Below are 20,878 nucleotides of genomic sequence, written 5' to 3'. Positions count from 1 at the left end.
TGGTTGATGCTTCTCTTGATGATCTTATTAAATATTTGGAAATTATGATGATGCGAATGGAAGAGGGACATTATGTAAGAATGTCTAATGAAGAAAAAGAAACACTGAGTCATGAATATGAATATCAAGTTGCTAAAGATATTGCGGACTATTTAAAAAATGAAGATATGTGTGTCATGAATGAGGAAGAGATTTGTTTTTTGACAGTGCATATAATTGGTAAAAGAATTAACTATATTAGTGATATTGAAAGTTGTTTAGTTGATGTTTTGCCTGAACGTATTGAACAATTGATGAATGATTTATTTTGTTTTTTAAATGATCTTTATGGTATTGATTTTTCAAATGATTTTTATTTAAAAAAAGCTTTGGGTGTACATATTTTAGCGATGGAAAATAGAATGAGATTTGATACTTATCTGAAGAATCCAATGTTGAAGATGATAAAGAAGAATTATGTATTAGCTTATCTTATAAGTGTAGATATTTGGCTATTTTTGCATCCTGAATTAAATGTTGTTTATAGTGAGGATGAAATTGCCTATTTTACCATTCATATTCAATATTCATTAATGAGAAATCATTTTCAGAGAAAAAAGAGTGTTTTATTAGTTAATAATTTAAATTCATCATCAACAGAATTATTGAGTTATGAATTGCTTCAGGAATTTAATGAATATATGGAAATAACAGACAGTATTCATATTCGTGAATTATCTGAAATGAATATTAAACACTATGATTTGATTATATCAACAGCATCTATAACATCTCAGAATATTCCTGTTATTCAGATTGCACCCATTCTTGATCAAACTTCAATTCATAAAATAAGAACATTTTTTACAGAAATCGGATATCGTTCATTAGCAGATTTTCTAGTAATAGAGAATATTTTTATCAAAGCAAAATTTGAATCTAAACAAGATATTTTAAGATTTATATCTGATACTTTTCAAATTGATTATAATCATTTTCAATTAAAAGAAGATGTTGGAAACATGGCAATGGAAGGACATATTGCTGTACCACAGATGATAGCTGATATAAATAATGTTCAAGAATTATTAATAACTTTAGATAAACCTATTGTTTGGGATCAGGAATTTGTGCAGTGTATATTGTTTATATTATGGCCAAAACAATTCTTTTTTAAATATCAGGAACTTTATAATTTATTGCAGAAGCTAGTCAATGATAGTGATGCTATTGAAAAGATTATATCTCTTGATGATGAAATACAAATTATTCATTTTTTAAAATCATATCATTAGGGGCAGTAACGAAATAAATCTTTCATTATAGACTCAATAAAACCAAAAAGACAATGAAATCAGTGATGATAATCATTGTCAATGCAGACCTGTTTCAAAGACTAGGAGATCCATTGACATATATCCTATTTATGGAGGGATATAAGAAATATGCAGGGGAACTACCAGTATATACAATGGCAGATTCAGCCTATGGAAGCTATGACAATTATATGTACTGCATAAGCAATGGAATGAACATTGTCATGAAGTATAATATGTATGCAAAGAAAAACACACCTGAATTCAAGAAAAAGAAATACAATACACACAACCGGGAGGAGACAGAAGAAGGATATAGGATCTGTCCAGGCGAGCAGATTTTTAATGAGCATCTGTATGACAGATATGATGAAAGTGGAGAATATCTGAGAATAACACAACACTATGGAAACAAAGATCAATGTAAAGGTTGTGAACAGGCAAAGGAGTGTTGCAATAATAAACACAGAATAGTAACGAGAAATGCTGTGCTTCATGAGTTTTATGCAGAAGTAGAGGAAATATTGTCAAGCGAATTTGGAAAAGAGCTCAAAAAATAGAGAAGCATACAGGCAGAAGGAACATTTGGGGTGATCAAGCAGGATATGAAGTTCATAAGATTCAATAGAAGAGGACTGGTAAATACAAAAATGGAATTTCTTATTGTGTGTATAGGATATAATCTCAGAAAATATCATAAATACAGACTAAGAAATGAGAAAAATGCAATGATGGAAAGTCTCCCAAGCTAAAAGTTATGCACATGCAAAAAGATCCCAAAAAGGAAGATAGCCTTATTGCGCCCAAAAGCAGGAAAAAAGTTAGAAATAATGTACACAACATGTTGAAAATAGGCAATGATGTTTTTTTATTGCATAAATTTCTAAAAATGAATAAGAAAAAAAGAGACTTAACAAAATAAACCTCTTAGAAAGTTATTTCGTTACAGCCTCTTTTGTGCATTGATTTCCCCTTTGAAACGAACAAATGCGCTATTCAACTAAATATGATTATTTTGTATGATAAGGGTGTCAAAAGAGGGAAAGGAGAAAGGATAAGAATATGAAAAAATTTATGGATTTTATTGAATTAAAATTAGCACCACCATTAGAGAAATTGGGAAATCAAAGGCACTTAAGTGCTATTAAAGATGGAATGATAAGTGTTATTCCATTGACTATTATTGGTAGTTTCTTTGTTTTGATTCCTAACTTTCCAATTGATGCATGGATGAAATTTATTGAACCCTATGCACCATTGTTTAATGCAGTTTCAGCTATTACAATTGATATTGTTGGTATTGTAGCAGCTGGGACTGTTGCTTATTACTTTGCAAAAACATATAAAGATATTAACCTCAATTCATTGACATGCAGTGTTATTTCTATGACAGCTTTCCTTCTAGCTACATTAAATGATGAGTGGGTTATTAATGCATCTTTGTTTGGTACAAAGGGGTTATTTACAGCTGTTGTGATTGCTTTGCTTTCAACCACGATATTACACTTTTTCTATCAGCGTAATTTGGTTATTCATTTTCCAGATTCAGTACCACCCCTTGTGTCAGAGTCATTCATGTCTTTGGTACCAGCTTTAGCAGTATTATTAATTGTATGGTTATTAAGAGTTATTTTAGGATTTGATATTAATGCAACACTTATTAAAATTTTTGAACCAGCAGTTTTTGCTTTGAATACTTTACCAGGTTTCCTCATTTTTATGTTAATTAGATCTTTATTATGGTGTGTTGGTATTCATGGCGGAGCGGTTTTAGCAATTGCTGATCCTATATTCTTAGTTATGTTAGGCGACAATATTGCTGCAGCAGCAGCTGGTGCACCATTGCCTTATATTACAGCATCAGGATTTATGTATTTTGTATTTCTTGGTGGAGGTGGAGCAACATTGCCATTGGTATTCCTAATGATGCGTTCAAAAGAAAAGGGATTTAGATCATTAGGTAAACTTTGTTTAGCTCCAGGTATATTTGAAATTAATGAACCAGTTGTTTTTGGTGTTCCATTGGTTATGAATCCATTAATGATAATACCTTATGTATTAGCCACTGAAGTATTATCAATTATTACATATGGATTAATGTATTTTAATCTGATTGCCCGTCCGTTAGTGAATATTCCTTGGACTATGCCACCAGTTTTAGCTCAATATTTTTTAACAGGTGGTGATTGGCGTGCTGCTATTTGGGGAGTTATATCATTGTTTGTTGCAGGTGCTATTTATTATCCATTCTTTAAAATAATGGAAAAACAACGATTAAATATTGAAAATGAGAAAGGAATGATAGAGGATGAATAAAGAATTGAAAATAGTTATTGTTGGAGCAGGGAGTTCTTATACTCCTGAATTAATTGAAGGTTTAAGTGAACATAGAGATGTATTGCCAGTTAAAGAGATTGTATTAGTAGATATTGATGAGGATAGATTAAAAATTATGGATGGATTTGTTCATCGTTACTGTCATCATTTAGATTATCATGTTTCAATTGCTTCAACAACATCTCGTGAAGAAGCATTCCCAGGTGCTGATTTTATTGCTTGCCAGATAAGAGTAGGTGGAAACAAACAACGTATATATGATGAAAAAATTCCGTTAAAATATGGTGTGATTGGACAAGAAACAACTGGTGTAGGTGGTATGTTTAATGCATTAAGAACAATTCCAGTGATGATAGATATAGCTAAAGATGTTGAAAAATATTGTCCAGATGCATGGATTGTCAATTATTCTAATCCAACAGGATTAGTAACTGAAGCTGTTTTAAAAGTTTGTGATGTTAATATGGCGGGATTATGTGCAGGTGGAATGAGACCACGCTGGTGGGCAGAAGAAGCATTACAAGTTCCAGAAGAATCTATATATTATGATTATATTGGCTTAAATCATATGAATTTTACTTATAATATGACAGTAGATGGGAAACCAATAACAGATGAACAGTTCAGTTTAGTTGCCAAAAAATGTGCTACAGTTTCACAAGATTTAATTCAAACATTACATCTTATTCCAAGCCAATATACCCAATATTATTTCCATACATCAAAAATATTATCTCAATTAAAGAGCCAGGATAAAACACGTGGAGAAGCTATTTTAGAATTAGAAAAACAAATTTGGCGTGAATATTCTAATCCTGAAAATAGTAGTAAACCAAAAACATTGGCTAAGCGTGGCGGCGGCGGTTATTCAAAGATAGCTGTTGGCGTTATGGAAGCAGTATATAATGACAGTGGGAAATGGATGGTTATTAATGTTCCTAATAATGGTACAATTCGTTTTTTAAATGATGATGCAGTAATAGAAACGGCATGTTTTGTAAGCCGTGATGGAATAAAACCATTAAATTTAAGAGATTATCCTCAATCAGTTTGTGGATTAATTGCTGCTGTTAAAAATTATGAATCATTAACAGTTGAAGCGGCATTAAGTGGAGATTATAATATAGCCTTAAAAGCAATGTTAGCACATCCACTCGTGAGAGAATATGATATTGCAAAACCACTATTAGATGAAATGTTAGAAGTACATAAAGATTATTTACCTCAGTTCTTTAAAAATGACAGATAATATCATGAAACAGTACATTTTACAGCAAAAAGATGTACTGTCTCATATCCTTACTAATAGTGATTTATCTATTTTAAAAGATATAGTTCATATTCATAGAATTACAATTGCAGCTTCTGGTTCATCTCATAATGCAGCACAAGTTATTCAATCATCGTTTGCAAAAGCTCATTTACAAATCAATATAGAAACACCTTTTCAGTTAAAACATTATTCCAGTTTATTAGAAACGTCAGATCTTATCATTGCTGTATCACAAACTGGCAAAAGCAAAGGAACAATAGATTGTGCTAAAATAGCTCGTCATCATCATATACCAGTCATTGGAGTATGTGGAGATATGACATCACCACTGACACAATACTGTAATGTTAATGTAGATTTACAATGTGGAGAAGAAACAATTGGACCAAAAACAAAAGGTTATACAGCAACATGTTTAACTTTATACATGATTATTTTTCAGATTTTACAAAATAATCAAGATTATATATATTCTTTAAATGAATATAAAACAGAATGGCTAAATCAATTAGATACAATTGATCAAACAATTCTGCAAACACAACAATATATAGTTTCGCATCAAGAATGGTCTCAAGCAAATTGTATTTCAGTTATTGGATATGGATTGCATTATGGAACTGCATGCGAAGGAAATTTAAAATTATTAGAAACTTTGCAAATTCCAGCTATGAATTATGAATTAGAAGAATTCATGCATGGGCCTCATCGTACTATACATAAAGATAGTTATTTGGTATTTATACATACTAATGGTGTAGGATATGATTTAATGAGTCATCTCATTGAATTTGCTAGAAAACAAGATGCACATATTTGCGTTATTGAAGATACAGATTCACATTTAGCTGATATTATGATTCCTTATCATTCCTTAACAAAAGCGCTTTTTAATGTAACTGTGGTCTTACAGGTTATGGCTTCCATCCTCCCGGAATATAAAGGTATTAACCCATCAGAACCTGTATTTCAAGAGTTTGCAGTCAAAGCGGGAACTCGTTTTCAGTAATATTTAAACGACCTTATGGTCGTTTTTGGTTTGGGTGGGAATTTGAAATTTTTACTAATAAAGAAAAGTCCTATAAAAAATTGTAGAAGTATGCTATAATACAGTCGTTAAACTAGAAAATGGGAGAAAGATATGATTGGTTACTATAATTATACGGTGATATTAACATATTTAAGTCTAATAAGTGCTTTATTTGGGACGCATTTGGCGTTTAAAGGGAACACAGTCGGAGCTTTAATCTGTTTATTATTATGTGGAGCATTTGACTCTTTTGATGGAATGGTGGCACGTACAAAAAAGAATCGGACTGAAGAAGAAAAGAAATTTGGTATTCAAATTGATTCTTTAGCAGATATGTTTAGTTTTGGAATATTCCCAGCTATTATTGGCTATACAATGGGATTGAATGGGTATATTTGGTTTTTCATTTTTGCTTTGTATGCGATTTGTGCAGTGAGCAGATTAGGTTATTTTAATGTAGCAGAAGAAATGCGCCAAAAAGAGACTGCTGAAAAGAGAAAATATTATCAAGGATTACCAGTCACAAGTTCTTCATTAATATTTCCTATGATTTATTTATTAAGATATTTTTTAAGTCCTTTATTGACTTATAGTATCTATGGATGGATTATGGGGATTGTAGCGATTGCATTTGTTGTTGATTTTGCTGTTCCTAAACCTGGTTTTAAGGGAATTATGGGAATGATAGGTATTGGAGCATTCGTTTTGGTAGGATTGGTATTGTTATAATGAAAATCTATGATAGAAAGGGTCAGGAACTTATTGTTGATCAAAGCCAAAATAATTTCTTGAAAATGTTATATAGTCATTTATTAGGAAGATGTATGCTGAAAGTGCTAACCCTTCCTTTTATTACCCACTTAGGTGGAATGTATATGAATAGTTTTTTGTCTAAACGTAAAATTGAACCATTTATTAATAAGAATCATATTGATATGGATCAGTATATTGCTCAAGATTATCATAGCTACAATGATTTTTTTACAAGGAAAATAAAAATTGGACAGCGTCCAATTGCCAAGGAAAGTCATATATTGATTGCTCCTGCAGATTCAAAACTGACATATTATTCTATTTCTGAAGATTTACATGTTCAAATTAAAGATTCTTTTTATTCTATGGAGGATCTTTTACAAAGTAAAGAATTAGCGAGTGTCTATCAAGATGGAATATGTTTGATTTTTAGATTAACAGTAGATGATTACCATCGTTATTGTTTTATCGATGATGGAACAAAAGAAGAAGATCGTTATATTTCAGGAGTTTTTCATACCGTGAATCCAATTGCTAATGATTATTATCCTATATATAAACAAAATTCACGTTCTTATTCTGTACTACATACAAAGAATTTTAACGATGTTATTTATATGGAAGTTGGTGCAATGATGGTGGGAAAAATCGTAAATCATCATCTTCAATCATTTTGCAAGGGTGATGAAAAAGGATATTTTGAGTTTGGTGGATCGACGATTGTTATGTTTTTTAAAAAGGATATTGTTGATATTGATATAGATATTATAAAGAATTCAAAGACTCATGATGAAACGAGAGTTTTAATGGGTGAAAAAATAGGTGTAAAAAGAGTATGAGTTGTGATAGAATAATCACGCATATGTTATCAAGGAGGAAATGAAGATGTCAAAAGTTATAGCCGTTACAAATCAAAAAGGTGGAGTTGGAAAAACCACAACAAGTGTTAATTTAAGTGCTGCACTTGCATATATGGGTAAGAAAGTGCTATTAATTGATATTGATCCTCAGGCGAATGCAACTCAAGGAATTGGAGTAGATCGTTCTGCATTAGATTTAACTGTTTATGATGCAATTACTCAAAATACACCACTAAAAGATATTATTGTCTCTACAGATGTAGAGCGTTTAGATATTGTTCCTGCAAATATTGATTTAGCAGGAGTAGAGATAGAATTATCTCAGGTAAAGACAGGGAGAGAACAAAGATTAAAGAATGCACTAGAGTTAGTGAGAGATAGATATGATTATGTGATCGTTGACTGTCCTCCAGCTTTAGGGTTATTGAATACAAATGCTTTAACAGCATCTGATTCTGTTTTAATACCTGTACAATGTGAGTATTATGCATTGGAAGGATTAACTCAGTTATTAAATACAATTTTATTAACTCAGAAAGTTTTTAATGAAGATTTAACAATTGAAGGAGTCTTATTAACTATGCTTGATTCACGTACGAATTTAGGGATTGAAGTGTCTCAAGAAGTTAGAAAATACTTTAGAGAGAAGGTTTATGATGTTGTGATTCCTCGGAATATTAAGTTATCAGAGGCACCATCAGAAGGATTAAATATTTTTGATTATGATAGTAGTTCAGAAGGGGCAAAATCATATGCAAAGTTGGCAAAGGAAGTGGTGAAACGCAATGGCAACAAGTAAGAAGTCAAAAAAATTAGGAAAAGGATTAGATGCTATTTTTGGAGATGCTTCTCAAGGTGGAGATTTACAATCCGTTATTGATGCTATTGAAAAGAAAGCACCAACTTTATCTCAAGTTCAAATTCCTTTAAATGAAATCAGACCAAATCCATATCAGCCTAGAAAGCATTTTGATGAAGAAAAGCTTAATGAACTTGCACAGTCAATTAAAGAACATGGTATCTTTCAGCCAATTATTGTCAAACAATCTGTTCAGGGTTATGAAATTGTTGCTGGGGAAAGACGTTTTAGAGCAGCTTCTATTGTTGGCTTGCCTGATGTTCCTGCTATTATTGTAGAATTTACTGATCAGCAAATGATGGAAATTGCACTGTTAGAGAATATTCAACGTGAGGATTTAAATGCAATTGAAGAGGCACAAGCTTATGCAACAATGATGAAAAAATTAAAGCTGACACAAGAAGAATTGTCAAAACGTGTTGGCAAATCAAGAGCACATATTGCGAATACTGTTAGACTACTAAAAATGCCTAAAAAGATGCAAGATTATGTTTTAGATGGTCAATTAACTATGGGACATATTAAACCTTTGATTACAATTGATGAAAAGAAAGCTTTAGAAGTTGCTCAAAAAGCAATAGATCAACAATTATCAGTAAGAGAAGTTGAAGATATTGTTAAAGGAATTAAGTTACAGGCTGCAAGAATAGCAAAACCAAAAGAGCCAAAACCAAAAGAATATGTTTATGTCGAAGGTTTATTAAGAAAGAAATATCGTACTAAGATAAAAGTAGCTGATAATTCAATTACAATTAAATATACAGATATAAAAGATTTAAATAGAATTTTAGAATTGATGGGAGTTATAGAGGAAGAACTTTAGTAAGTTCTTCTTTTTGATAGGAGTAAAATGATGAAGAAATCAATGAATTTATTAGAAGGACCTATATTTAAAACCTTGATGAAATTAGCTTTACCAATAATGGGAACATCATTAATACAGATGGCTTATAATTTGATTGATATGATTTGGATTGGAAGAATTGGTGCAAGTGCTGTTGCAGCAGTAGGAAGTGCTGGAATGTATATGTGGTTATCTAATGGGATTAGTACTCTTGCTAAGATGGGTGGACAAGTTTGTGTTGGACAGGCTATCGGTTCTAACCAGAAAAAACAGGCAACACAATATGCTTCAGCTACAATTCAATTAGGAATCATTTTTGGTCTATTATATGGAATTTTGACACTTCTTTTTTACAAACCAATGATAGGATTTTTTAATCTAACATCTACAGAAGTGATTTATCAAGCAGAAATTTATCTTATTGTGACATGTGGGTTTGTAGTCGTTAATTTTATAAATCAGATATTTACAAGTTTAATGACAGCTATTGGAAATAGTCATCATCCTTTTATAGCAACAACAGTTGGACTTATTTTAAATATCATATTAGATCCTTTATTAATTTTCACTTTTAACATGGGAGTTCCTGGAGCAGCAATTGCTACAGTTATTTCACAGATCATTGTTATGTTAATGATGATTTATTATGCAAGAAAAGATAGTATTTTATTTGATGAAATGAAAATTTGGGTTATGAATCCTTATTCAATTTATTCTAAAATTATGAAGATTGGATTACCAACAGGATTACAAAGTTTATGCTTTACTTTTATTTCTATGGTTATTGCGAGATTTATCGCAGGATATGGTGATGTTGCGATAGCAGTTCAGAAAGTTGGGTCACAAATAGAATCTATATCATGGATGAGTGCTGAAGGATTTGGAAATGCGTTAAATGCTTTTGTAGCACAAAACTATGGGGCTAATAATATTGAACGTGTTAAAAAAGGAACATATTCTGCTTTAAAGACATGTATCATATGGGGTATCTTCACAACTGCTGTTCTCTTCATATTTCCACAAATGATATTCCAAATTTTTATTACAGAAAAAGATGTTATTCCTTTAGGGGTAGATTATTTACAGATTCTTGCTTTTTCACAATTATTTATGTGTATTGAAAGTACCCTTGCAGGAACATTAAATGGCTTAGGAAAGACTTTTATTCCGTCAAGTGTATCAGTTATATTAACAGCAGCTAGAATTCCACTTGTCATGATATTATCGTCAACAGTACTGGCATTAAATGGAATTTGGTGGGCTATTTCTATTTCAAGTATAGCCAAAGGATTAGTCATTGCAATTTGCTATTATTTTGTAATGAAAAAAATATATCTTATTAGACAATAAAAATAGGAGATTTCACAACTATGAGGATATAGTTATGAAATCTCTTTTGTTATTCTTCTTTGAGAATGGGATTATCTGATTTTCGGTCAATTTCCATTTCATGAGAATATTTTATTTTATCTTCTAGATATTGATGATAATGAAAATGAAAACAATTTGCATAAAGAATATCTAGAATATAAAGAATTGATAAATTGATAGAAAAGTTGCCAAGGTTAGAGATTAATTTTTGCCTAGTAGAAATATGTAGACAACATTTAGATAAATTTGTAAGTGTATTATGACCATATGATGTAATAGCAATCATAGGAATATGACGTTCTTTTAGTTTTTGAGCTACTTTAATGGCACGAGCAGTTTCTCCAGAATAAGAAATGATAATAAAACAATTTGTTTGGTCACAAAAACATGCTTCATAATAAATATCACTTGTATTATGATAAGAAATAACTGTTTTACCGATTTTTAACATATTGTCTTTAAACACTTTTGCAATATCTTTAGAAGCACCTGATGAACATACATAGATATTTTTTGCTTTATCTAGCATATTTGCAGCTTGTTGTAGAGAATCATGATGAATTAAACTAAGAGTATCCTTAATCGTTTCTTCATACAGTATGCCAATCTTATTAGCAATCACAACATTTTTATCATTAGGTAAAAAAGGATAGTTCGCATCTACATCTTGAAAATGAGAAGATAAATATTCAATTTCTTGAATATAAGCTTCCTTAAAATCAACATATCCTTCAAAACCTAATTTTTGACAAAATCGCATCACAGAAGAAGGAGAGGTATAAGTATGCTCAGCAATATGACGGACACTTTCTTTTTTTATTTTCATATCAATTTTTAAAATATATTCTGCAATATTCTTTTCAATATCAGAAAATGCATCTTTTTCTTTCAGTTTCTCTTGTATTAACATTGATCTCACCTCATTTATTTCTATTATATAATGCTTTTTGTGTTTATTTGAGATATTTTCTTATTTGGTACAATGTTTCTTGAAAACATGAAGTTATTTTTCTTTTCAAGATACATTGTACCTGTTCATTTATAAACGATTGTTTCTAAAGATAAAATTAATATAATGTAAGCATATTCAAAAAAGGGAGGAAAGAATATGGATGCTTTTGCTGATAAGCTAGGGCGCATTGGGGCATGGTGTGGACAAAATAAATATTTGTCAGCTATCAAAAATGCGTTTCAAAACTTCATGCCAGCAACAATTGCTGGTGCTATTGGAGTACTTTGGACAAATGTTTTCATTAATGACAATGTTGTTAATGGAGCACCTCAAGGTTTAGGAAGTCTCTTACCAGTTGTGATGAAATTAGAACCATTGAATACTATATTCTCTGCTATTCAATTTGCAACAATTTCATGTATTTCAATTGGAATTGTGATTTTGGTTGCACAAGAAATTGGGGAAATGAATGGTGAGACAGGTATATTTAGTGGTGTTTTAGGATTTATATCATGGATGGTTGTGACACCTAATAGTTATAGTTTAAGTGGACAAACTGTAATGTTAGCTGATTCTACAACAAAGACAGTTGCTGACTTTTTACCACAAGGAGCAACAGTTGCTGATTTTGGTGGAATTTCATCATCTTATACTGGTGCGACTGGTCTGTTTACAGCATTAATTATTGGTATAGTTGCTTTAGAAATTTTTGGATTATTAAGAAAGATGGATGCATTGAAGATAAGAATGCCTGAACAAGTCCCACCTGGGGTGGCCAAATCTTTTGAAGTTTTAATTCCAGCATTTTTAACAGTTGTTGTGATCGGTGGAATTGGATTTGCAGTGCATAGTGTGACAGGAAGTTATGTCAATGATTTGATTTTCACGCTGGTTCAGGAACCATTAGGGCAAATTATTGGGAATAATCTACTTGCAGTATTGTTGTTGTTTGTTGTCATTTCATTGTTTTGGTTAGTTGGTATTCATGGTAATAACATGGTTGAGGCAGTTAATCAATCAATTTTTAGACCATTATTATATGCTAACACTGCTGCCTGTACATCTGCGAATTACAGTGGACCGCAAGATATTCCTAATATTCTCAATTTAACAATGTTGGAAATGTTTGGTAAATGGGGAGGGTCAGGTCTGACATTATCATTGATTATTGCTATTTTTATCTTTGGCAAGAGAGAGGATAATCGTGCGATTGCGGCTTTATCTGTTGTACCAGGATTATTTAATATTAATGAAACTGTGACATTTGGATTACCTATTGTTTTAAATCCAATACTTGGGATTCCATTTATCTTAGCGCCATGTATATCTATAACAATTGGTTATGTTTTAACAATGATTGGCTTCTGTCCAAAAGTCGTTTTAGAAGTCCCTTGGACAATGCCCCCACTATTAATGGGATTCTTAGCAACTGGTGGAAACATCATGGGTGCTGTTTCACAATTAATCGTTATTGTTACTTGTGTTGTTATTTATGCACCATTCTTAGTGGTATATGAAAAGTATCAAAACAAACAATCAGAAATGGTTGATTAGATATCCAGTAGAATATTTTTGACATTGAGTACAAGGATCAATCCTTGTACTTTTGGAACATTGTAACACTATTATCTCTATCTTTTATGGATAAAAGGGTACAGTGTACAAAGTGTATGTAAATGCATTTACTTCTTTATAAAATCAATTATGATATGTTTATAAAATAGAAAGGTGGTTTTAACATGAAAAATGCAGTAAAGATTGTAACAATTGGTGGAGGAAGCAGTTATACTCCAGAATTAATGGAAGGATTTATCAAAAGATATGAAAAACTTCCAATTAAAGAAATGTGGTTAGTTGACATTGAAGATGGTAAAGAAAAATTAGAAATCGTTGGTGCTATGGCTCAACGTATGTGGGATGCATCTCCTTATGATGTGAAAGTTCATTTAACATTAGACAGAAGAGAAGCTTTAAAAGATGCAGACTTCGTAACTACTCAATTTAGAGTTGGTTTATTAAATGCACGTATTAAAGACGAAAGAATTCCTTTCTCTTATGGAATGTTAGGACAAGAAACAAATGGTGCTGGAGGAATGTTTAAAGCATTGAGAACAATTCCTGTTATCTTAAGTATTGTAGAAGATATGAAAGAATTATGTCCAGATGCATGGTTAGTCAACTTTACAAATCCAAGTGGTATGGTTACTGAAGCTGTTATGAAATATGGTCAATGGGATAAAGTCATTGGATTATGTAATGTACCAGTAAGTGCTATGATGAAAGAACCAGAAATGATTGGTAAAACTTTAGATGAATTGGTTTATAAATTTGCTGGATTGAACCATTTCCATTGGCATAAAGTCTTTGATTTAAATGGTAATGATGTAACACAACAAATCATTGATGCAATGTATGAAGGTAAAGATGGTGGAATTCCTGCTAATATTCATGCAGTTTCTTATTTTAAAGAACAATTAAATGCAATGAAAATGTTACCTTGTGGATATCATAGATACTATTATCGTCAACAAGAAATGTTAGCTCATGGTATTGAAGAATTTAATACAATTGGAACACGTGGACAACAAGTGAAACAAACAGAAGAAGAACTATTTGAATTATATAAAGACCCTGCTTTGAACTACAAACCAGAACAATTAACAAAACGTGGTGGAACTCATTACTCAGATGCAGCATGTGAAACAATTGCATCTATTTATGCAAATAGTAATACTCATATGGTTGTTACAACTAAAAATAATGGAGCAGTTCCTGATTTACCAGCTGACTGTGCAGTAGAAGTTTCTGCATTTATTGGTTCAGCAGGAGCAAGAGCCATTGCATTTGGATCATTAGAGCCAGCTGAAAGAGGATGGTTACAATGCATGAAGAACATGGAAATGTGTGTTGAAGAAGCAGCAGTAACAGGAGATTATGGATTAGCTTTACAAGCATTTATCTTAAATCCTCAAGTCCCTTCTGGAGAAAATGCAAAAAGAGTTTTAGATGAATTATTAATTGCTCATAAAAAATACTTACCACAATTTGCTGATAAAATTACAGAATTAGAAGCAGCAGGTGTCACAATTAAAGATGATGTGGCTAGAGAATTAACTGAAAAAGGTTTATAATAAAAAATAGGAGGTTATCGTGATGAATCATTTAGGAATTGATATTGGTGGGACATATATTAAGTATGCACTTGTTGATCAAGATTTTCATATTATTAAGAAATGGAAAAAGGAAACAAGGAAAATGAATACAAAGGATGATTTTTATGATAGCCTTTGTCAAGGGATTGATATGCAACATATTGATTATGTGGGTGTGAGTGCTCCAGGAATCATTGATAATGATTCAAATGTCTTATCAAAAGCAGCTGATACAGTAAGTGTGATGTTTCAAACGAATATCAACTCTGAAATGAGCCAACGTTTATTTAAGCCTGTCTTTGCTATGAATGATGCGAAGGCAGCAGGACTATGTGAACTACGCTTTGGTAATGCAAAAGGTAGTCGGATGAGTGCTTTTCTGATTATTGGAACAGGTGTTGGTGGCTGTGTTTATCAAGGGGAAAATGATATCACTGGGGTCAATCATTTAGCTGGAGAGTTTTCGTGTCTCCCATTTAGTATGAAAGATGGGAAGATGATGAGTTTGTCACATTATGCGTCTATGCCAGCATTAGTTGACATTTATAATATGAAAGTTTCTACTGATCAACACTTGCAATTTGGAAAAGATATTTGTGATTTGTATTTAAAAGGCCATCATCTTGCAAGTGAATCTATTGAAGAATGGTGTCAAAATATTATCTTTGCCTTAAATACAATGGTCATCTGTTATAACCCTGAGATTATATGTATTGGTGGAGGTATTTCAGAAGAAGATTGGTTTATTGAAAAGATACAAACATTGTTTAATGAATCATTGCCTCAACGTTTTTCTCATTTAATTACAACCAAAATAGAACGATGTGCATATCAAAATGATGCAAATATTTTAGGTGCTATATCAAATGCATACGAAAGAATAAAGCTATAATCATTCGATTATAGCTTTATCTTTAAATTTTATTTCCTGTTATGCCATTAATATTTTCTGCTTTATCATATTGAATAAGATCTTTATGAGTCCTTTGGAAGAATTTTGTACGTTCATAATCTTTCGGATATTTTTTATAAGCTTCTTCAATATGACGTGGATCATCAATAAGAATATGAAGTTGATGGAATAATTGAATAATGTTTATAAAGTCATCTTTGTTTTTAACTTTAAAGAGATATGTTCCTTGAGGACTAACCATATCAACAGTAGGATGGAAAATATATTGACTAAATAATCCAAAATTAACAAATTGAGCTTTTAAATTGAAATGAACCTCTTGTATAGTTGTTAAATCAAATTCTACCTTATCATTTCTTTGATTTGTATAATGAACATGCGTATCATTGATATGGAATAATGTATTTCTTTTAGCAATTTCTTTATCATATGGTTGACCATCAATAATCATATAAACATCTTGTCTTGAAATAAAAGCTCTTTCCTTATTGATGATTTTTATAGTTTCTATATCCTCTTGCGTTTTTTCTTCTTCAACTTCTTTTTTTTCTTGTATTTCTTCAAGAGGTTCTTCTGAAAATTGTTTAAGAATACTATCCTGAGTTGTGATATCATTAATCTTCTTAAAGAAATCCATTTGTGAACCTTGATGTCTGTAGATAACGGACTGAATACCACCATCATAAAGATACATCATTTTTTTAGCATAACTAGCAATCATTGCATCATGTGTAACTAAAAGAATTGTTGTACCTTGTTTGTTTAATTGTGATAATAATTTTAAGACAAGGTGTGAATTTTTAGAATCTAAGTTACCAGTTGGTTCATCACAGAATATAATCTTAGGATCATTGATTAATGCTCTTGCAATAGCGGCTCTTTGACATTCGCCACCAGAACACTCGCTTGGGAACTTATCAAGAAGTTTTTCAATATTCAATGTTTTTGCTAGATCTATAACTTTTGCTTTAATTGTTAACGTGTCTTGATTGGCTAAAAGAATAGGTGCTGCAATATTATCAAATATTGATAAATAAGGAACTAAGTTATGATTTTGGAATATATATCCTAAATATTCATATCTGAATTGACATAGCTGATCTTTATTAAGGGTTGAAATATCTGTGTCCATAATTTTAACACTACCTAATGAAATTTTATCTAATGTAGATAAACAATTTAATAAAGTACTTTTTCCTGAACCAGAAGGCCCCATAACACAAGTAAAATCTCCTTCTTCTAATTGAAAATTAACATTATTCAAAGCATAAAAATTTTTACCTCTTTTTAAATAAATATCAGGATCATATATTTTTGAAATATTACTGGCCTCTATTAAGATATTTGACATTTTGTGTTACCTCCTTTAATGAAATTCTTTCTTGAACACAAGTGTAAATAAATACTAAACAATTAATGATTAGATAAGTAATCATCATTATACTAATAATATTTATAGATAATAAACCTTGATTATATGCCCTATAAAATAATTCTCCCATAAACAATAAAGGAATTATAAAGATTAAAAATAGAAATAAAATATTTTTAATAAGAGTTATTTGATTTAAAATATGTGGGCTATACCCTATAGCGTTTAATTTTGCGAATGTTGAACGTGATTCTTGATTATAGATAAAGAATCTTAATATGAAACTTAAAGCAATCATAATAATCATCATGATAAAACATGGAAGTGTTATTGCCTGTATCAATTCTTGTTTGGCTCCGAAGAAAATCAAGAATAACTGAATAGGTAAGATAATCATGTTTAGTGTTGCTAGTACGACCATAACTCTGGCAAATTCATTAAAACTAGATAAAGCATTCATAAGTATAGGATGTTTAAGTAGTCGGTGATGTAATAGATCATATAATAATGGAATCACTGTCATCACTAACATGAAGATACCTGCTAAAGCATAAGTAAATGACATTAATAAATCTGTTGTCGATAAATTCGTCTGCAAAAGGTTTAATAGTGAAGCCACTGTTAAGTAAATTGCTCCAAGACTGAAAATAATCATTAACCAAGGTATTTTTCTTTTAGAAGATACTGCACTTGCTTTAATTATATATGCAGGTTTACTTATCGATGCTTTTTGTGAGAGATATTTTGCTAAGTCTTTATCTAAATTCACAAATTGGTGAGCACACAGTGCTAAAATAACAATAAATGCGAAAACAAAATACATAAAACTATAGAAACAAACATTAATGAATGAATAATTTAATATTAAGGTACTGTTTTGTATTTGAGGGAACCAATTAATCAAATACATAAAAGCTGAACCAATGATAGCGGCAATGATGTAAGCTATAACCATTAATGGTAAAAATTGTAACAATAAATAAATAAGTAAATCTTTAGGTTTTCTTCCAGAAAGTAACAATATAGAAAATTCTTGTTTTTTATTTTCTATAAAATATTTTGTAACAAAAATATTTAATACCAATGCTACTAGCGAAGCGAGTACAGGAATACCATGCAATGCGGAACGTACTGTCCAGTGAAGATTGAATTGTGTAAAAGCATCATACATAGCTAAAAACGTAAATTCAAATGAAGAAAGAAATATCAGTATAATTAACAGCATTACATAATCTTTCCTTTGATTCTTGTAAATCTTTTTGATAAATGTAAACATATTCTTTCACCTCTCAATTTTATTATATTCCCTTATATAAGTAAGACAATATATATGGCATAAACAACATAGATGTGTCATCAATGACATATCATTTATCTACATATATAATACCACAGAATAAAAATAATTAAAATAATAACATGATATTTATAAAAAATTATTACCAAAATAGATTTTTTCTCTATTGAATGTGGTTTTAAAAACTACGTTTTTATTGACATATTTCTACATATTTGATAACTTATATGTAAGAGGAATATTTTACAAGGAGAAAAGTTATGAAGATTATAACAGATACAGGTTCTTTATATTCACCTGAAGAAGGAAAAAAATTAGGAATTGAAGTTTTACCATTGAATGTTGTTGTCAATAAAAAAAGTTATCGTGAATTTGTTGATATAGAAAGCGATGAATTTTTAGAAATTGTTAAGCAAGGGCATGTTCCAAGTTCATCACAACCATCAATAGGGGTAACTATGGAATTATTTGAAAATAATAAAGATGAAGAGTTATTGGTTATTAATATGGCTGATGGATTATCAGGGACTTATCAAAGTACTTTAGGTGCTAAAGAAAGTGTTGAAAATAATGATAATATACATGTAATTAACTCAATGACACTATGTGGACCTGAAAGATATTTAGTTGAAAAAGCTGTTAAACTAAAGAATGAAGGATTATCTTTAGATAATATTATGAAAGAATTACATAAAAGTATTGCAACAGAGAAATCGTTTTTAATTCCTCAGGATTTTGGATTTTTAAAGCGTGGTGGGCGTTTAACCCCTTTAGCAGCAACGGTAGGTGGAATGTTAAGAATTACACCTATTATGACAACAACAAAAGATGCAAAACGTTTAGAAAAATATGGTATGAAAAAAACATTTAAAAGTGCAATCAAGGAAATTATTAAAGCTTTTCAGGAAATGGGAGTGAATGAAGATTATAAGATATATGTCACTCATGCAGGTGTGTTAGAACAGGCAAAATCAGCAATAGTTCAAATACAGGAGGCTTTTGCAAATGTAGAAATTGAATTATATAAACTATCTCCAGCATTTATTACTCAAGGTGGTCCTGGGTGTATTGCAATTCAAACAATAAAGAAGTAACATCGAAAGATGTTATTTTTTTGAAAAAATATTGAAACGTTTCAAAAAAACGATTGACAAACGTATATATATTATGTATATTATAATTGTGAAACGTTTCAAAAACATCTAGGGAGGAATTAAAATGGAGACATTGACTGAAAAACTAACTGATTTATTACTACCTGTTTCGAATGTATTGAACAATAATAAACATTTGACTGCTGTAAAGAATGCAATGATGTTTACTATTCCATTTATGATTATTGGAGGAATCTTTTGTTTGTTAGCACAACCACCAGTACCTGCAACAATGGAAGCAACAAATTTCTTTTATTCATTCTTATTGTCATGGAAAGCATGGGCAACAACGAATGGAGAGGTTTTACTATCTGTTTTTAACTTAACAATTAACTTTATTGCAGTTTATGTGGCTTTTGGAGTCGCATATGAACTTGCTAAGGATTATGAAATTGATAGATTAGCTGTTGGATTTTGTTCATTGTTTATTTTCTTTTTAACATCTGCTGCACCTTTTACGACAAAAGAACTTGGGACAGTTATCTCTGCTGGGAATCTAGGTGGAGTAGGAATGTTCTATGCAATTATTGTGGCTTTTGTGGTATGTGAAATCTATCGCTTCTGCAAAGTGAGAAACTTTAAGATTAAATTACCTGAACAAGTTCCACCTAATGTTTCAGCGCCATTTGAAGCATTAATACCGTTTACAATCTCAACAATCTTATTCTTAATTGCCAATGTGATTAGTTTAAGTCTGATGGATACAAATCTTTGTAAATTAATTTATGCGTTAATTCAACCATTATTATCTGCTTCTGGTTCTTTACCATCAGTGATTATGATTAGTATTTTATTAAGTTTATTCTGGTTCATGGGGATTCATGGAAATAACTTAGTAGGATCTGTTTTAACACCTATTACAACTGCAAACTTAGCAATCAATGCTCAATTTATTATGACAGGGCAAGGAACACCTACACCTTTAGCTGGAGCATTTATGACAATCTTTGGAAACTGGATGTCTTATCCAGCAATGATGTTAGTTTTCTTCTTAGTTGCAAAATCAGCTCAGTTAAAATCATTAAGAAAATTAGCATTGGTACCAGATATGTTTAATATCAATGAACCATTAACATTTGGTGTACCAATTGTTATGAACGTTTTACTAGCATTACCAATTATGATTTGTAATGTAATTATGTGTACAGCTGCTTATATATTAATGGATTCTGGAGTGATAGGAAGTATTTATATCAGTTTACCATTTACTTGTCCTGGAATCTTGAATTTATTCTTATCAACAGGTGATGTGAAAACAATCTTCATGTGGTTAATTATGTTTGCCATTGATGTTGTCATTTTATTCCCATTTGTAAAAATGTATGATAAACAACTCCTTCAGGAGGAAAATGCAAGTCTAGATCAATAAAAAGGAAGATTAATGAAATAAGTTATGATATAATGACTATTATTAGG

Annotated in this window: 19 protein-coding genes; 16 read left to right on the top strand and 3 right to left on the bottom strand. The window is 30.8% G+C overall.

Translation table 11 applies throughout. From position 1 onward, the window contains the following. The 11 genes from BN350_RS18715 to BN350_RS07355 all read left to right on the top strand — a co-directional run. On the top strand, positions 1–1,274 hold a 1,274-nt coding region (locus BN350_RS18715), incomplete at its 5' end, for a BglG family transcription antiterminator (RefSeq protein ID WP_044600187.1). 113 nt (positions 1,275–1,387) lie between these two features. After that, positions 1,388–1,855 carry a transposase gene (locus BN350_RS21290; RefSeq protein WP_187117111.1) on the top strand — a complete coding sequence of 156 codons (468 nt, stop codon included), beginning with the start codon at positions 1,388–1,390 and terminating at the stop codon, positions 1,853–1,855. Between the two features lie 6 nt (positions 1,856–1,861). Next, positions 1,862–2,047, top strand: coding sequence for a transposase (locus BN350_RS21920; RefSeq protein WP_478209954.1), 186 nt, complete (start codon positions 1,862–1,864; stop codon positions 2,045–2,047). A 310-nt stretch (positions 2,048–2,357) separates the two neighbouring features. Further along, entirely contained in the window at positions 2,358–3,611 is a 1,254-nt protein-coding gene (locus BN350_RS07390; protein ID WP_028043026.1) for a PTS sugar transporter subunit IIC, read from the top strand. Further along, positions 3,604–4,881: a 6-phospho-beta-glucosidase gene (locus BN350_RS07385; protein ID WP_028043025.1), complete on the top strand. Its 1,278-nt coding sequence runs from the start codon at positions 3,604–3,606 to the stop codon at positions 4,879–4,881. The genes BN350_RS07390 and BN350_RS07385 overlap by 8 nt, the downstream gene beginning before the upstream one ends. 4 nt (positions 4,882–4,885) lie before the next feature. Further along, positions 4,886–5,914, top strand: a complete 1,029-nt coding sequence (locus BN350_RS07380; protein WP_187117110.1) for an SIS domain-containing protein — start codon at positions 4,886–4,888, stop codon at positions 5,912–5,914. A 132-nt stretch (positions 5,915–6,046) separates the two neighbouring features. Next, positions 6,047–6,664, top strand: coding sequence for a CDP-alcohol phosphatidyltransferase family protein (locus BN350_RS07375; RefSeq protein WP_028043023.1), 618 nt, complete (start codon positions 6,047–6,049; stop codon positions 6,662–6,664). 146 nt (positions 6,665–6,810) lie between these two features. After that, complete coding sequence (locus BN350_RS07370; RefSeq protein WP_231385247.1) at positions 6,811–7,527, top strand: phosphatidylserine decarboxylase; 717 nt, start codon at positions 6,811–6,813, stop codon at positions 7,525–7,527. Positions 7,528–7,573: 46 nt separating this feature from the next. Then, positions 7,574–8,347 carry a ParA family protein gene (locus BN350_RS07365; protein ID WP_028043021.1) on the top strand — a complete coding sequence of 258 codons (774 nt, stop codon included), beginning with the start codon at positions 7,574–7,576 and terminating at the stop codon, positions 8,345–8,347. Then, entirely contained in the window at positions 8,334–9,230 is an 897-nt protein-coding gene (locus BN350_RS07360) for a ParB/RepB/Spo0J family partition protein (protein ID WP_028043020.1), read from the top strand. The genes BN350_RS07365 and BN350_RS07360 overlap by 14 nt, the downstream gene beginning before the upstream one ends. A gap of 30 nt (positions 9,231–9,260) precedes the next feature. Then, positions 9,261–10,601 (top strand): MATE family efflux transporter, encoded by a 1,341-nt coding sequence (locus tag BN350_RS07355; RefSeq protein WP_028043019.1) that lies wholly within the window; start codon positions 9,261–9,263, stop codon positions 10,599–10,601. A 49-nt stretch (positions 10,602–10,650) separates the two neighbouring features. Here BN350_RS07355 and BN350_RS07350 read toward each other — a convergent pair whose 3' ends face one another. Next, on the bottom strand, positions 10,651–11,532 hold the full coding sequence (locus BN350_RS07350; protein WP_028043018.1) for a MurR/RpiR family transcriptional regulator: 882 nt from the start codon (positions 11,530–11,532) through the stop codon (positions 10,651–10,653). Between the two features lie 198 nt (positions 11,533–11,730). On the opposite strand from BN350_RS07350, the gene BN350_RS07345 reads away from it, so the two are divergent. From BN350_RS07345 to BN350_RS07335, 3 genes are all read left to right on the top strand, one after another. Continuing rightward, a complete protein-coding gene (locus BN350_RS07345; RefSeq protein WP_028043017.1) occupies positions 11,731–13,128 on the top strand; it encodes a PTS sugar transporter subunit IIC in 1,398 nt (465 codons plus the stop codon). A gap of 185 nt (positions 13,129–13,313) precedes the next feature. Further along, positions 13,314–14,705, top strand: a complete 1,392-nt coding sequence (locus tag BN350_RS07340; protein ID WP_028043016.1) for a 6-phospho-beta-glucosidase — start codon at positions 13,314–13,316, stop codon at positions 14,703–14,705. Between the two features lie 22 nt (positions 14,706–14,727). After that, the gene (locus tag BN350_RS07335; RefSeq protein ID WP_028043015.1) at positions 14,728–15,618 is read left to right on the top strand and encodes an ROK family protein; all 891 of its coding nucleotides are present in this window, start codon (positions 14,728–14,730) and stop codon (positions 15,616–15,618) included. A gap of 22 nt (positions 15,619–15,640) precedes the next feature. On the opposite strand, the gene BN350_RS07330 is transcribed toward BN350_RS07335, so the two are convergent. Both BN350_RS07330 and BN350_RS07325 read right to left on the bottom strand, forming a co-directional pair. Then, entirely contained in the window at positions 15,641–16,990 is a 1,350-nt protein-coding gene (locus BN350_RS07330) for an ABC transporter ATP-binding protein (protein WP_028043014.1), read from the bottom strand. Further along, positions 16,962–18,287 (bottom strand): FtsX-like permease family protein, encoded by a 1,326-nt coding sequence (locus tag BN350_RS07325; RefSeq protein ID WP_028043013.1) that lies wholly within the window; start codon positions 18,285–18,287, stop codon positions 16,962–16,964. Before BN350_RS07325 ends, BN350_RS07330 begins: the two co-directional genes overlap by 29 nt. A 281-nt stretch (positions 18,288–18,568) precedes the next feature. Here BN350_RS07325 and BN350_RS07320 point away from each other — a divergent pair, with 281 nt between their 5' ends. Beyond that, the gene (locus tag BN350_RS07320; protein ID WP_028043012.1) at positions 18,569–19,402 is read left to right on the top strand and encodes a DegV family protein; all 834 of its coding nucleotides are present in this window, start codon (positions 18,569–18,571) and stop codon (positions 19,400–19,402) included. Between the two features lie 124 nt (positions 19,403–19,526). Then, entirely contained in the window at positions 19,527–20,831 is a 1,305-nt protein-coding gene (locus tag BN350_RS07315) for a PTS sugar transporter subunit IIC (protein ID WP_028043011.1), read from the top strand. Positions 20,832–20,878: the final 47 nt, after the last annotated feature.

This window comes from Candidatus Stoquefichus massiliensis AP9, assembly GCF_000455285.1.
Lineage (GTDB): Bacteria > Bacillota_I > Bacilli_A > Erysipelotrichales > Coprobacillaceae > Stoquefichus > Stoquefichus massiliensis.
The sequence above is the reverse complement of the archived record's forward strand: the minus strand, read 5'-3'. Positions and strand labels throughout refer to the sequence as shown.